Consider the following 13,472-nt stretch of genomic DNA (forward strand, 5'->3'; position numbering starts at 1 on the left):
TGGTCTGCAGCTGATTTGTCTCAGCTTTACCATTAGTGTTATAAGAAACCGTTTTTGATGCAAGCACAGATAAGCTATAAGCTATGCAAACAACACATTTAACTGAAACACATTTTTCTGATTTGCCTATTAATGCCAAAGTCATTACGGCATTAAAATCAGCAAATTTTACGCACTGTACGCCAATCCAGGCGCTTTCCTTGCCGCCCCTGTTAGAGGGGTTGGACATCGCTGGGCAGGCGCAAACGGGTACTGGCAAAACAATGGCATTTCTTGTCGCAACTTTCCACCATCTGCTGGAAAAAGCGCAAGCCGACACCACTGGTCAACCTGGTCCACGAGCCATTATTATGGCACCTACCCGCGAATTGGCTGTGCAAATTTATAATGATGCCAAGCCTCTTAGCGAGCACACCGGTCTCTCACTTGCTCTAATTTATGGGGGCGAAGGATACCAAAGTCAACGTGAATCCTTACAAGAAGGGGTAGATATTGTCATTGGTACGACGGGCCGCATATTAGATTATTACAAACAGGGCGTATTTACCCTCGATAACATCCAAGCCGCTGTGCTTGATGAAGCAGATCGTATGTTCGATCTGGGTTTTATCAAGGATATTCGCTTTTTATTCCGTCGTATGCCACCGGCAACTGAGCGATTGAGTATGCTTTTTTCTGCTACACTCAGTTACAGGGTGCAGGAACTGGCCTACGAGCATATGAATAATCCCACCCATGTACAAGTGGAACCAGAGCGGAAAACGGCGAAGCGGGTTAAAGAAGAGCTCTTCTATCCGTCTGATGAAGACAAAATGTTGCTGCTGCTCACCCTCTTGGAAGAAGAATGGCCAGATAAAGCCATTGTATTTGCCAACACAAAGAGTGGGTGTGAGCGCGTAACTGACTGGCTTGCAGCCGACGGTCATCGCGTTGGCATGCTCAGTGGTGATGTTCCACAGAAGAAACGGTTGTCTATTCTGGAAGACTTCACCACCAATAAACTCGACATACTTGTGGCAACAGACGTTGCAGCCCGAGGGTTACACATCGATAAGGTAACTCACGTGTTCAACTATGATTTGCCCGACGACGCGGAAGATTATGTTCACCGTATTGGACGCACCGGTCGTGCAGGTCAAAGCGGGCAAGCCATTAGTTTTGCCTGTGAGAAATATGCTCAGAACCTGCCAGCCATAGAGGAATATATCCAGCATGCAATTCCTGTCACTGACTTTGACAAGACCGCACTTCTGGATGATGTAACGCCACCGAGACCCCGCCGACGCAGACCGGCTAATAATAGAAATGCCTCCCGAAGGGGCAAAGGTCGGGGTAACGGCAGCAATAGTAGAAAAACGTCAAGCTAAAGGGTTTTATGCAGCCAGAAATTCAACATGATACCGTAGTTCACGGCGAGTACTATGCGGCAGTTGACCTGGGCTCGAACAGTTTCCATATGGTTGTGGTTCACGTGGTAAACGGAAGTGTGCAAATCATTGGAAAAATAAAGCAAAAAGTCAGACTGGCTGCAGGCCTGAACGAAGCGATGGAGCTCGATGACGTAAGCATGGAACGAGGATGGCAATGCCTGCAAACCTTTGCAGAAAGGCTTCAGGACATCCCCCGCTCCAATGTAAAAGTTGTCGCTACCGCCACCCTGCGTCTTGCCACTAACGCCCGCACATTTATTACCAAAGCAGAACAAATTCTCGGCCACGAACTCGATGTCATAAGCGGAGAGGAAGAAGCTCGTCAAATATATCTTGGCGTGGCCTATACTTCAGCTAATCAGGGCAATTCCCTGGTTATCGACATTGGTGGTGCCAGTACAGAAATTATCATCGGCAATGACATGCATCCCATTCACCTGGTGAGCATGGACATGGGTTGCGTCACCTTTATGGAGCGTTACTTCAAAGACGGGGTAATTTCAGAACAGAATTTTGCAACAGCACAACACCATGCGGGTTTACTGCTTGAACAGGTTGCCGACACATTCTTGTGCTTCGATTGGCACAATTGCTTAGGTGCTTCCGGGACGCCACAGGCAATAACGGAAATACTGGTAGCTCAGGGTATAAGTGACGCCATCCGGCTTGATTACCTTTGTGATCTTCGCGACCAATGTATTCGCTGTGGCCACATTGACAATCTTAGTATCAAAGGCCTGGATGGCTCGAGGAAGCCCATATTCCCCAGCGGCCTGGCTATTCTCATTACCTTGTTTGAACGCTTAAAGATCAGAGACATGAATATCTCCGGAGGTGCGCTGCGGGAAGGCTTAATTTACGGCATGCTGGACAACCTGCAGGAAAACGACCGACGCAGCCAAACCATCAACCAGATGATATCCCGTTATCACATTGACAGACACCACGCCGAATCGGTAAGAGGTCTGGCGCTGCGCTTGTGTCACCAACTGTGCGCCCAAACCAGCCTCTGCCATCTCGACACAGAAGCAGTATTAGGTGCGGCAGCCTCATTGCATGAAACGGGGTTACACATTGAGTTTAAAAAACACCACGAGCACGGCGCTTATATTCTTACCTATGCCGATCTGCCAGGCTTTACTAAACTTCAACGGGTCGCCATTCGCGATCTAGTTCAAGGGCACCGACTAAGTATTGATCGCTCGCGTTTTACGCATTATCACGACGAAGTACGACCCATGCTAGAAGGGCTGCTGCGGGTACTTAGAATTGCTGTCGTGCTTTGTCTGCGCAGACAAAACAAGCATATCCCGGAAGTGGAATTGAAAGTAGAAGGCGAGGCCTGGACGTTAGTTTTTCCACAAGGCTGGCTTGCGGCACACCCGCTAATAAATGCCGAACTGGCCAATGAGACCTGGCTGCAACACAGAGCCGGTTGGAAACTCACCTGTCAATAGTCCGCCCCTATTGGAAAAAGTGCCGGGGCTGTCATGAGTTCAGCCCCAGTATTATTTGGTGAAACGTCAGTCCTGAAGCAGCGACATTGCCTGTGGTGCGAAATACGTTAAGATACCGTCAGCACCTGCCCGTTTAAATGCCAGCAAAGACTCCAGAATAACTGTATCTTCATTTAACCAACCGTTGTGGAAAGCCGCTTTATGCATGGCGTACTCCCCACTCACTTGATAGGCAAAGGTTGGCACTTCCAACTCGGTTTTACAGCGTCTTACAATATCGAGATAGGGCATACCCGGCTTAACCATGACCATGTCGGCGCCTTCCTGCAAATCCATAGCTATTTCGTGAATCGCCTCATCGGAATTAGCCGGATCCATCTGATAAGTTTTTTTGTTACCCCCTTTAATGTTAGCAGCCGAGCCTACTGCATCGCGAAACGGCCCATAGTAACTGGATGCGTACTTAGCTGAATAAGCCATGATGCAAGTATTAATATTACCGTTGCGCTCCAGTGCGTCTCTGATGACGCCAATTCGCCCGTCCATCATATCTGATGGTGCAATGATGTCGGCACCCGCCTCAGCATGGGACAATGCTTGCTTGACCAACACGTCAACCGTTTCATCGTTCATTACATAGCCCTCGCTGTCAATCAGTCCGTCCTGACCGTGAGACGTGAACGGGTCGAGTGCCACATCTGACATAAGCATCAGTTGAGGAAACGCTTTTTTCAAAGTTCTCATCGCCTCTTGCGCCAAACCTTGCGGATTGAATGCTTCTTTAGCACAGTCTGATTTCATTTCCATTGGCGTAACCGGAAATAACGCCAGAGCAGGCAGCCCCTTGTCAACAAGCGGTGCGAGGTGATTCAGTAACGCGTCCACCGACATTCTCTCGACACCAGGCATGGAAGGTACTGCCTCACGTTGATTTTTTCCCGGCAATACAAATACCGGATAAATCAGATCGTTAACCGTTAAGTGGCTCTCTGCCACCATATGACGCAGTGCATCCTGACTGCGCAAACGACGCATTCTTTTCGCGGGAAAAGAAGAAAATGACATATTAGTCTCCCGTATAATCTTGTGCGATGACTCGGTTTCTGCCCTGTTGCTTAGCCTTGTATAGTTGCGCATCAGCGAATTTGAGCAATTTAAGTTCGTGTTCTTCGTAAGCTATCACCGTTGACGCGACACCAGCACTGATAGTCATGGAAATAACTTTGCCATCCACAACCACAGGTGTGCTTTCAACTTTTACGCGCATAGACTCCAGCACCTGCAGGGCTCCTTCAGCATCGGTGTTAGGCAGGATAATGCCAAATTCTTCGCCGCCATAGCGACACACGTCATCTGAAGAACGTCGCAACATCACTTTTAGCTGGTTTGCAACGTGTCGAATACACTCATCACCTGCGGTATGGCCGTAGGTATCATTGATCGCTTTAAAATGATCTACATCAACCATCGCCAAACTCAACGGCGTTTGTTCACGACGACTACGCCGACTCTCGGCTAATAAGCGCTTATCAAATTGGCGGCGGTTTTTAATACCCGTCAGTGAATCAATACTATTCAGGGTTTCAAGTTCCTGATTAGCCTCTGACAGTTCTCTGAGCGCAATCTCTAGTTCCAGAGTACGTTCCTGTACCTTGTATTCGAGATCGTCCTGATGTTGTTTTTGCAACGCAAGTAAGTCTTCTCTCGCGGCAAGGGCATCTTTTTCCTGAATCAGCGCTCGCTGATGTGATGCGTTAACCGCCGCTTTGTGCTGGCTGTAGCTAATTGCTATGACAAATGCCAATAAAATAGTTTCAACGGTGGCTCCGAGCATTAACAAATAATTGGAGGGCATCGGAAGTACCCAAATTCCAAGATTGTCCATGCTCGCAGCAAAACCACTTACCAGAATAATTCCCCACGCAAAAGAGTAATACCGGGCCGCGATGTGCCCTTTTAAACTCAACCATACGCCACTGGTAAAAATGAACATCACCACTAAACACAACAGTACCAAAAATGCCTTAATGAGGTAGCCATAGGGAAGAATAAAGCTAATTAAAACATTAACGCCAAACAAAATACTCCCCCATTTCATGATCGTATCCAAACGGGCACTGTACTGTGGAATATCCAGTATCTGACGGGAAAAAATCATAGCAAACATAATGGCGGCGTTGGCAAAGACAGCCACAGCCCGGTGCTCAAACCAAACCCAGTTAGGCCAAATATACGCATATGCATGGCCATTCATCGCCGATAGCGCAAGAGTAAGACTAAATACATAACACGTGTAGGAGAGAAAAACGTTGCTGTGGGTAGTCAGAAAGAAGAAAAAGTTACTCAGCCCGACAGCAAGTAAGAAACCGAAAAAGCATCCCATCAGCAGCGTCAACCCGCTTGAATATTCAATAAAAGCGATTTTTTCCCATACCCTGATTGGCACCTTTATAGAACCGTTGGTCTGTACCTTCAACAACACGTGTAAAGGCTCTTCCGTCGCTGGCACCGGGAAAAGCATAGAGGGATATTTAATAACCCAACTGTCAAATGCCAACGAATCACCGCCCTGATAAACAGCAAGGGGTTGAGATTCATTCTTTGCAAAATACGCCACCTCGATATTGTCGAGCAGTGGATACGCCACTTCTAACAAGGAGCGGGCCTGCGTTTCGCCATGACTATCAATGGTGAATCGAAACCATTGTGTGTCGTTGAGCATGCCAAGGTTGACTGGGTTTTCAACGGTGCGCCAATCGACGGAGTCTGACTGCGCCAAAATTGATAAGGGCATACTTTCAGTGGGGAGGGCGATATATTCAATGGGCGAAAGTCTGTCCTGATGCGCTTCCAAACCGGTGTGAGGCTTAAAAGTATAAATAAATAGTGCAACCACGACCACAGTAATGGCAATAAGCCACTCATCGTAGCGACGGACTGTGCTCGCATTAATCTCCATGATTTCCCCTAATCAGGTAGCCCGAATAAATCACAGGCATTGGCAAAACTGATTGCCGCCACATCCCCAATAGACAGTTCAAGTATATCTGCGACCACCTCGCCCACCGACGATATAAAAGCGGGCTCATTATTTCGCGCTCTTGGACGACGGTTTTTGGGAAACAAATACGGAGCATCTGTTTCTAAAATTAATCTATTCAAGGGCAATTTAGCCACCGATTCGCGAAGAGCGCCCCCCCTTTTAGGGTCGCAAACCCAACCGGTGACTCCGATGTGCAGGCCGAGCTTTAAATAGGCGTGCATAGCGCTAACATCGCCAGTAAAACAGTGGGCAATACCGCCAACCAGTTGCTCGCTTACAGCATTGAGACAGGCCAACTGCTTGTCAAATGCATCTCTTTCATGCAAATAAACCGGTTTTCGGTGTACCACAGCCAAATCAAGCTGAGCTTTAAAGACCTGCTCCTGAACATCTCTGGGCGAAAAGTCCCGGTTAAAATCGAGGCCACATTCCCCTACCGCCACTACGCCAGGGGACGATAAATGCGCTTCCAATGTGGAAAAATCGGCAGCTGTCATCAATTTCGCATTGTGAGGATGACAGCCGACGGTATAACGCAGCACATCCGGATAACGACAATACAGAGACGCTGCACGCTCCCACTCATTAGGTGCAGTGGTAATTAAGCACAATCTGCTCACGCCGGCGTGAAGGGCGTGCTCTATTACTTCATCTGCATCAAGCCTTCCGTCGAGAAGGTTAACGCCTGCATCGAACCAGTTCACCAGGTTAGCGCTTATAACGGGTTATTTAATCCGGCGCACTGACATGCGACTATTTTGATTTTCTTTGCCCAGATAAAACGCACCAAGTACGCCACGCTCGATAGTTACTGCGTCGCCTTCTTTCAGGCGAAGATTACTGCGCTTGTCGTTTTCACGCCACACCATACCGTTATCCAAAGTCACAATACGATCACCTCTTGGGCTTTCGGTGACGCTTGCCACGGCTGCACTCAACGCAGAAGGCAGGGTTTCTTTAGCCAAACGCTGAGATTCAAGCCCAAAGTCATCTCCGCGCGGCTGACGGCTCGAGGAAACAATGTTTGCCGGCTGAGAAGGACGCTCACTGGCAACCTCATCAACTGACTTTGCGGCCCCGGCATAAATATTCATTGATTCGGCAACAGCGTCGAAGCATATCAAACGCTTGAGGTCATTTTGTTCGTTTCGGCAGGCCTGAATGGCATCCGCCACCGTCTCGGCCCGAGAAACTGAAGACAAGACCGCCAGAACTAAAGCCCCTGCAATATGTAAAGTTTTGTTCATTTTCATTCCTAATACTGTCATTATTCTTCTATACGGTTTTCTTCAGCGACTGAATCTGATGCACTGTCATCCTCGCCCTCGCCATCATCGGTTTTGTTTCCCGCGTAAAAGCCCCCCACGATGACGCCAACCTCAAACAGAAACCACATAGGCACAGCCAGTAAAGTTTGTGATATGACATCGGGTGGCGTGAGTAACATACCCACAACAAATGCTCCAACGACTACATAAGGTCGTTTGGCACGGAGAGTTTTGGCATCGGTTACACCGGTCCAGCACAGCAAGATGATCGCTATGGGAATTTCGAATGAGACGCCAAACGCAAAAAAGAGTTTTAAAACAAAGTTGAGGTAACTGGATATATCCGTACTTACAGTCACACCTTCCGGCGCTACACTGTTGAAAAAAGCGAACGCAATAGGAAATACTACAAAATAGGCGAACGCCATACCTGCGTAGAATAGCAACGTACTGGAAAATAGCAGTGGTGCGACGAGCTTTTTCTCGTTTTTGTACAAGCCGGGCGCAACAAACGCCCATACCTGATACAACACATACGGTATAGCGATAAAAAACGACAACACCAGTGTTAGCTTAAACGGTGCGAAAAAAGGCGACGCCACGTCAGTGGCAATCATCGACGAATTTTCCGGCATTGATTGCAGCAAAGGATCGGCCAACAGGCGGTATAAATCCTGAGCGAAATACGCTAGACAGAGAAACACGATCAGTACACTGGCCAGTGCTTTTAACACCCTGCTGCGCAACTCGATAAGGTGAGATATAAGTGAATTTGCGTCAGACATCTATTTCTTTTTATATGGTTCTTGCACAGACTCAGCCGCGCCTTTCAGTTCTTCGACGCTTTGCTGCAACTCTGGCGACATATTCTTAAGGCCCTGTTGTTCGGCTTTCTTCAGATTTTCATGCAACTCATGCACGCGCAACTGATGTTCCATTTCCTGCTTAAAGCCCGTAGCCGTGTTTCGAATACTGCGAACGGTATTAATAGTCGACCGCAATGCTCCAGGCAATCGCTCCGGCCCAAGAATGAGCAAAGCAAGAACGCCAATAACCAGAATTTCCCAAAAACCAATATCAAACATCAGGATTTTTCTTTAACGTCTGCCTTTGTGCCCGCTTTTACCTCTTCAGCAGTCTCTTTGCGCGCCACTTGTTTTTCTTCTTTGAAGTCGGCATCAGCCTCTTCGTCGGTTACGGCTTTTTTAAACCCCTTTATCGCACCGCCTAAATCTGAACCAATACTTTTTAACCGCTTGGTTCCAAATAATAAAACTACAATTACTAACACAATAAGTAATTGCCAAATACTAATTCCGCCCATTGAAATTCTCCAACTACAACTATGGTGTACAGTATGCCACCCCCAGTGACAGCTTTCACGACATTATTTAGGGTGCGTCGCAGGATTCAGGCAATTAATCGTCTGTGGTATAGAAATCACTTTGACCTATTCTCCATAACCCTGCATGCTACGACTTACTACACGGAAATGTTAACGATCATTCATGTCATGTATTTTACTGTTGATATGTCTGTCAGTACCAGCGATTGCACCTGATGGCATACAGCCTGTCAATGTCGTTTCTGACAAAACTAACAAGCTTTGGTTCGATGCCTGGCAACAAGAACTAACCCAGTCAATGGATTACACCGCCCGCCAGTTAGACAGTTTTTTTGCTGTCGCCGGCAGCGACGCCTATCGGGATGCTACAGCTGAAGGTAGGGTCAGTCTGGGCTGGGAACCAAGAAGCCGGGAACTCAACGAGTTCGACCTTCGCTTTCGCGTTCGCGTAAAATTGCCAGCACTGGAAAACAGAGTCGATTTAGTTCTCAGTGATACGGAAGAAAGCGACAGTCGCAACGCCATTAAAGCAGCGCGGATTCAGCAAGCCCGAGGTCAGGACAACACAACTATCGCACTGCGTTATAAAGCCAGCGACAATGCCCGATTGTCCCATCGCTTAGGCACGGGTCGTCGGGGACAGATTTATGGAAAGTCCCGATTCCAGGATATATTGCCCTTCAACGAACAATTGGCCCTGTTCTACGACACTGAGTTGTATTATTACAACCGTGACGGCTTAGGTGCAGAAGCAGGGGCGACCTTGCAGTATCTGAGTACCCGGGATCACGTTTTCAGGTTTAACAACCGCTATTATTACCGCGATGACAGTGAATCCTGGTTTTGGCGGCACGACGTGCAGTATCTTCAACCCCTTTCAACCCATTCGGCCATGATTTATACCTTGTACACGGAGGGTACGCAAAAGCCTCATCGAGCGTTGACAGAGGTTTATACCAGCGTCAGGTACCGCACAAACCCAACCAGAGATTGGTTGTTCTATGAGATTGAACCCTTCGTGTTATGGCTGAGAGACGAAGACTTCAAACCTTCGTACGGCCTTGCGCTGCGCGTCGAGGTTTATTACGGCAAAGGTACCTGATCCGCAGTACAGAGAATGAGTAGAAGATCAAAAAAGCCGACATACATAGCCGGCTTTTAACGCGACCAATAGGTTTTAATTTACGGACGCAGAGATCGCTCACCGCGGGCTAAGCCACACACCCCTGTGCGAGAAGATTCAATAATCTCGGCGCAATCGGCCATGACCGCCGCAAACGCATCGAGTTTATCAGTGGTACCGGTAATTTCTATGGTGTAGTTACTACCGTTTACATCCACAATTCGTCCGCGGAATATGTCACTATTGCGTTTGACTTCTGCGCGAATGTCATCGGTACGCGTAGCGACTTTAATCAACATCAACTCGCGTTCAACATGAGTACCATCAGTGAGATCCACTACCTTCAACACGTCGATGAGTTTATTTACCTGTTTGGTAATTTGCTCAATGACTTTATCGTCACCATGGGTCGTAATGGTCAACCTAGAGAGGCTAGGGTCATCCGTTGGCGCCACGCACAAAGAATCTACGTTATAACCGCGTTGAGAAAAAACACCCACAATACGTGACAGTGCACCCGGCGCGTTTTCCATAAGTACTGAAATAATTCTTCTCATTTAAGTTCGCTCCGTCTTGCTCAAACGCATGTCGTCCATTGCGCCAAATTTCACTTGCATGGGATAAACGTGTTCGTTTTGATCTACCGCGATATCCATAAATACCAACTTGTCGGTATAGCTAAAGCACTTCTCCATAGCGGCATCCAGATCTTCCAAACGATCAACTTTAATACCCACGTGGCCATAGGCTTCAGCTAACTTGACAAAGTCCGGCATAGAATCCATGTAGGAATGAGAATGACGGCCTTTGTAAATCATGTCCTGCCACTGTCGAACCATGCCAAGTGCACGGTTGTTCAGCGAAATAATTTTAACCGGCAAGTTATACTGTAAACAGGTAGACAGCTCCTGAATATTCATTTGAATACTGCCATCACCTGTTACCACAACAGAGGTGGCTTCCGGGTGAGCAAACTGCACGCCCATGGCTGCAGGTAACCCGAAACCCATGGTGCCCAGACCACCAGAATTTATCCACTGGCGAGGCTTTTTATAGGGGTAGTACAATGCTGCGAACATTTGGTGTTGACCCACGTCAGAGCTGACATACGCTTCACCGTTTGTGTGCTTGTACAAAGACTCAATAACTGTTTGCGGCTTGATTACCGTATCGCCCTGCTCAAATTTGAGACATTCGCGCTTACGCCATTGAGTAATTTGCTGCCACCAGTCCGTTAACTTTTCCTGCTGACCTGATAAATCCTGCTTTTCCAACTGCTCAAAAATCTGGTCCAGCACTTTATCGATACTCCCCACGACAGGAATGTGAGCATTCACTGTTTTGGAGATTGACGCCGGATCAATGTCAACATGGATAATTTCTGCATGGGGGCAGAACTTAGCCACATTGTTCGTAACCCGATCGTCGAACCGTGCGCCCAGTGCAATAATACAATCAGAATTGTGCATAGTTTTATTGGCTTCCAGTGTGCCGTGCATACCCAGCATGCCAACAAACTGTTCGTGAGTACCTGGAAAGGCACCAAGGCCCATAAGTGTGCAGGTTACCGGCACCTGCAATTGTTCTGCCAGGGCAATGACCTTTTCAGACGCATTACATGCAACCGCACCGCCCCCCACATACATCACTGGCCGCTCTGCTTTCATCATTGAAGCAATAGCCTTTTTAATTTGCTTCATATGCCCCTTTTCAGTGGGGTTGTACGAGCGCATTGATACAGACTTCGGGAATACGTAAGGATGAGCTTCCTGTACATTCACAATATCCTTTGGCAAATCCACCACAACGGGACCAGGACGCCCAGTGTTGGCAATGTAATACGCTTTGGCAATCGCTTCAGGAATGTCTACCGCGCGCTTTACCAGAAAACTGTGTTTTACAATAGGCCGTGAACAGCCCACCATATCGGTTTCCTGAAATGCATCTTCGCCAATCAGTGAAGAGGCGACCTGGCCTGACAGCACCACCATGGGAATGGAATCCATGTAAGCTGTGGCAATACCCGTGATGGTGTTAGTTGCACCTGGGCCCGAGGTGACGAGGACTGTACCAGTTTTGCCAGTTGAACGCGCATACCCATCCGCCATGTGGGCGGCAGCCTGTTCGTGACGTACGAGCACGTGTTTGACATCTTCCTGCGCAAACAGCGCATCATAAATGTCTAGAACGGCACCACCTGGGTAGCCGAACACATGTGTGACTCCTACATCTTTTAGCGCTTCAACCACCATGGCCGCGCCTGACATCATTTTCACAGTCAGATCTCCTGTTTTTGGATTTGTTTCTCGTAACCTTACTTAACGTATTTGCGGAATATACCGTAGCGCGGACTATATCGAAGGAATTAGAAAGATAAAACAACAAACAAGGCAAAAGTGAGATATATATCCCAATATACGGAATAATTAGGATGAATATCTCACAAAACCAAGCTTTTCCTGCTACCTTAGGATAACCATTTACATGTTCTTTACAAACTAATCGTCGGTAAGAACCAAGTCAGTATCGTCTGAAGTTATGTCATCATCGCTCTCGATCACCGCCACTTTTTTAGAGCCGTAAATAGATGCGGCTTTGGGGCGGTTAATGCGCTTTTGGTATTTCAACCACACTTTTTCCTCAGGCGTCGTTGCTTCTAGCTGACCGTGAGCGACCTTAATATAACGCATATCCTGTTCTGACTCCGGTGCTAGTATGCCGTCGACTAACGCGGCGATAACACTACCACTTTCTGTCAAAATTTTCGCTTCTTTTATCGAAAAGTCCCCGGATCGCGCAAAACCGTAGGGATAATTTTTTCGGTCGTTAAAAGGACGCTTTAGCAATGCTTCACGCTTTAGCTCTGTCATAGTCAAACCCTGTTTATGAATTACCTAAAACTGGAACTGGTTTCTTAGCTAAGTGGTTATCAAAATCATCGTTTTGATTCCCGCGAATGAACGTCGTATAGCCCTAGCTATACGAAGACACATCAACCCTTCACGTAATAGTGATTTAGCGACAAATTGTCAAACAAAAAAAGCGGCAATCGCCGCTTTTATCGATATATTAATAAATCTGTCATGTGTACACTGAACTTGGCGATTATTGGCTTGAAGAATTACCTTTTTTTTCACTGACCCATATTGTAATCGTTCCCTCAACAACAACGGTTCCTTGTTCGTCATAAGCCTTTATAACTACTGGTAAATTTCCTGGCTTCCAGTCATCACTTGAGACCTCTGCAACACACCTTATGTTTGTATCAGCTTTAGCGGGATACTTCACTTCCATCCCCTTTGGTATCCAGCGCAAGTTTTTGGGGATCGATGCCTCGCTCATGAACCCCATCGCCATTTCCAGCCCATTACAAATAGCTATAACGTGCACTGTACCAATGTGATTTTGTAATCCCTTTCGCTTCTTGATCAACACTTCACAACGGTTAGGTTTGAGTTCTGTGATTAGCGGAGAGACTGTTGAGAAATACGGCGCTCTTCGAGCTGAATACCAGCTAAATAGCTTTCTTCCACAAGGAAGTTTTAAAAACCTACTATATATTTTGAGTAAATAATTATCGGCCATTTTTGGTCTCTGCGTTTTACTAAAAGACTACGTTAAGCAATGGCGATTTTTTGCGTCGACTACACACGCATTACGCGGTGTCGAATTGACCTTTTAAACTCGCCTCAACTGGTTAGACCAGAAAGGGTAACTCGAAGCAAATGCAAAAGCAATGTATAGAGGATGTCAGGCAACGCAGTAAAAACAACGTCCAGACCTTGGAATCACTTCGTGACGAGGTA

14 protein-coding genes are annotated in these 13,472 nt (G+C 47.3%); 3 read left to right on the plus strand and 11 right to left on the minus strand.

The window, feature by feature from the left end:
* Nucleotides 1-83: 83 nt before the first annotated feature.
* Nucleotides 84-1,367, plus strand: a complete 1,284-nt coding sequence (gene rhlB / locus KO518_RS19690; RefSeq protein ID WP_216027567.1) for an ATP-dependent RNA helicase RhlB — start codon at nt 84-86, stop codon at nt 1,365-1,367.
* An 8-nt stretch (nt 1,368-1,375) separates the two neighbouring features.
* Nucleotides 1,376-2,887: a guanosine-5'-triphosphate,3'-diphosphate pyrophosphatase gene (locus KO518_RS19695; protein WP_216027568.1), complete on the plus strand. Its 1,512-nt coding sequence runs from the start codon at nt 1,376-1,378 to the stop codon at nt 2,885-2,887.
* A 66-nt stretch (nt 2,888-2,953) separates the two neighbouring features.
* On the opposite strand, the gene hemB is transcribed toward KO518_RS19695, so the two are convergent.
* From hemB to tatA, 7 genes are read right to left on the minus strand one after another with little or no spacing between them, the layout of a single operon-like run.
* On the minus strand, nt 2,954-3,952 hold the full coding sequence (hemB, locus tag KO518_RS19700) for a porphobilinogen synthase (RefSeq protein ID WP_216027569.1): 999 nt from the start codon (nt 3,950-3,952) through the stop codon (nt 2,954-2,956).
* A gap of 1 nt (nt 3,953) precedes the next feature.
* A complete protein-coding gene (locus tag KO518_RS19705) occupies nt 3,954-5,846 on the minus strand; it encodes a diguanylate cyclase (protein ID WP_216027570.1) in 1,893 nt (630 codons plus the stop codon).
* A gap of 8 nt (nt 5,847-5,854) precedes the next feature.
* Nucleotides 5,855-6,634 carry a TatD family hydrolase gene (locus KO518_RS19710; RefSeq protein ID WP_216027571.1) on the minus strand — a complete coding sequence of 260 codons (780 nt, stop codon included), beginning with the start codon at nt 6,632-6,634 and terminating at the stop codon, nt 5,855-5,857.
* A 21-nt stretch (nt 6,635-6,655) separates the two neighbouring features.
* Nucleotides 6,656-7,177 carry a hypothetical protein gene (locus KO518_RS19715; protein ID WP_216027572.1) on the minus strand — a complete coding sequence of 174 codons (522 nt, stop codon included), beginning with the start codon at nt 7,175-7,177 and terminating at the stop codon, nt 6,656-6,658.
* Nucleotides 7,178-7,197: 20 nt separating this feature from the next.
* Nucleotides 7,198-7,983, minus strand: a complete 786-nt coding sequence (gene tatC, locus KO518_RS19720; protein WP_216027573.1) for a twin-arginine translocase subunit TatC — start codon at nt 7,981-7,983, stop codon at nt 7,198-7,200.
* The gene (gene tatB / locus KO518_RS19725) at nt 7,984-8,283 is read right to left on the minus strand and encodes a Sec-independent protein translocase protein TatB (protein ID WP_216027574.1); all 300 of its coding nucleotides are present in this window, start codon (nt 8,281-8,283) and stop codon (nt 7,984-7,986) included.
* Nucleotides 8,283-8,522 carry a Sec-independent protein translocase subunit TatA gene (tatA, locus tag KO518_RS19730; RefSeq protein WP_216027575.1) on the minus strand — a complete coding sequence of 80 codons (240 nt, stop codon included), beginning with the start codon at nt 8,520-8,522 and terminating at the stop codon, nt 8,283-8,285. The genes tatB and tatA overlap by 1 nt, the downstream gene beginning before the upstream one ends.
* Before the next feature lie 184 nt (nt 8,523-8,706).
* Here tatA and KO518_RS19735 point away from each other — a divergent pair, with 184 nt between their 5' ends.
* Nucleotides 8,707-9,645: a hypothetical protein gene (locus KO518_RS19735; RefSeq protein WP_216027576.1), complete on the plus strand. Its 939-nt coding sequence runs from the start codon at nt 8,707-8,709 to the stop codon at nt 9,643-9,645.
* Between the two features lie 80 nt (nt 9,646-9,725).
* On the opposite strand, the gene ilvN is transcribed toward KO518_RS19735, so the two are convergent.
* From ilvN to KO518_RS19755, 4 genes are all read right to left on the minus strand, one after another.
* Nucleotides 9,726-10,223: an acetolactate synthase small subunit gene (ilvN, locus tag KO518_RS19740; RefSeq protein WP_216027577.1), complete on the minus strand. Its 498-nt coding sequence runs from the start codon at nt 10,221-10,223 to the stop codon at nt 9,726-9,728.
* Entirely contained in the window at nt 10,224-11,942 is a 1,719-nt protein-coding gene (locus KO518_RS19745; protein ID WP_216027578.1) for an acetolactate synthase 3 large subunit, read from the minus strand. It lies immediately after the preceding gene.
* Nucleotides 11,943-12,164: 222 nt separating this feature from the next.
* The gene (gene maoP, locus KO518_RS19750; RefSeq protein ID WP_216027579.1) at nt 12,165-12,536 is read right to left on the minus strand and encodes a DUF413 domain-containing protein; all 372 of its coding nucleotides are present in this window, start codon (nt 12,534-12,536) and stop codon (nt 12,165-12,167) included.
* A gap of 235 nt (nt 12,537-12,771) precedes the next feature.
* Entirely contained in the window at nt 12,772-13,251 is a 480-nt protein-coding gene (locus KO518_RS19755; RefSeq protein WP_216027580.1) for a hotdog fold domain-containing protein, read from the minus strand.
* Nucleotides 13,252-13,472: the final 221 nt, after the last annotated feature.

This window comes from Aestuariibacter sp. A3R04 (genome assembly GCF_018860805.1).
Classification (GTDB): domain Bacteria; phylum Pseudomonadota; class Gammaproteobacteria; order Enterobacterales; family Alteromonadaceae; genus Alteromonas.

What these genes read in the sequence shown, in the direction of transcription:
- rhlB (WP_216027567.1), top strand. Translation starts at nt 84, where the DNA reads ATGCAAACAACACATTTAACTGAAACACATTTTTCTGATTTGCCTATT.
- KO518_RS19695 (WP_216027568.1), top strand. Translation starts at nt 1,376, where the DNA reads ATGCAGCCAGAAATTCAACATGATACCGTAGTTCACGGCGAGTACTAT.
- hemB (WP_216027569.1), bottom strand. Translation starts at nt 3,952, where the DNA reads ATGTCATTTTCTTCTTTTCCCGCGAAAAGAATGCGTCGTTTGCGCAGT.
- KO518_RS19705 (WP_216027570.1), bottom strand. Translation starts at nt 5,846, where the DNA reads ATGGAGATTAATGCGAGCACAGTCCGTCGCTACGATGAGTGGCTTATT.
- KO518_RS19715 (WP_216027572.1), bottom strand. Translation starts at nt 7,177, where the DNA reads ATGAACAAAACTTTACATATTGCAGGGGCTTTAGTTCTGGCGGTCTTG.
- tatC (WP_216027573.1), bottom strand. Translation starts at nt 7,983, where the DNA reads ATGTCTGACGCAAATTCACTTATATCTCACCTTATCGAGTTGCGCAGC.
- tatB (WP_216027574.1), bottom strand. Translation starts at nt 8,283, where the DNA reads ATGTTTGATATTGGTTTTTGGGAAATTCTGGTTATTGGCGTTCTTGCT.
- tatA (WP_216027575.1), bottom strand. Translation starts at nt 8,522, where the DNA reads ATGGGCGGAATTAGTATTTGGCAATTACTTATTGTGTTAGTAATTGTA.
- KO518_RS19735 (WP_216027576.1), top strand. Translation starts at nt 8,707, where the DNA reads ATGTCATGTATTTTACTGTTGATATGTCTGTCAGTACCAGCGATTGCA.
- ilvN (WP_216027577.1), bottom strand. Translation starts at nt 10,223, where the DNA reads ATGAGAAGAATTATTTCAGTACTTATGGAAAACGCGCCGGGTGCACTG.
- maoP (WP_216027579.1), bottom strand. Translation starts at nt 12,536, where the DNA reads ATGACAGAGCTAAAGCGTGAAGCATTGCTAAAGCGTCCTTTTAACGAC.
- KO518_RS19755 (WP_216027580.1), bottom strand. Translation starts at nt 13,251, where the DNA reads ATGGCCGATAATTATTTACTCAAAATATATAGTAGGTTTTTAAAACTT.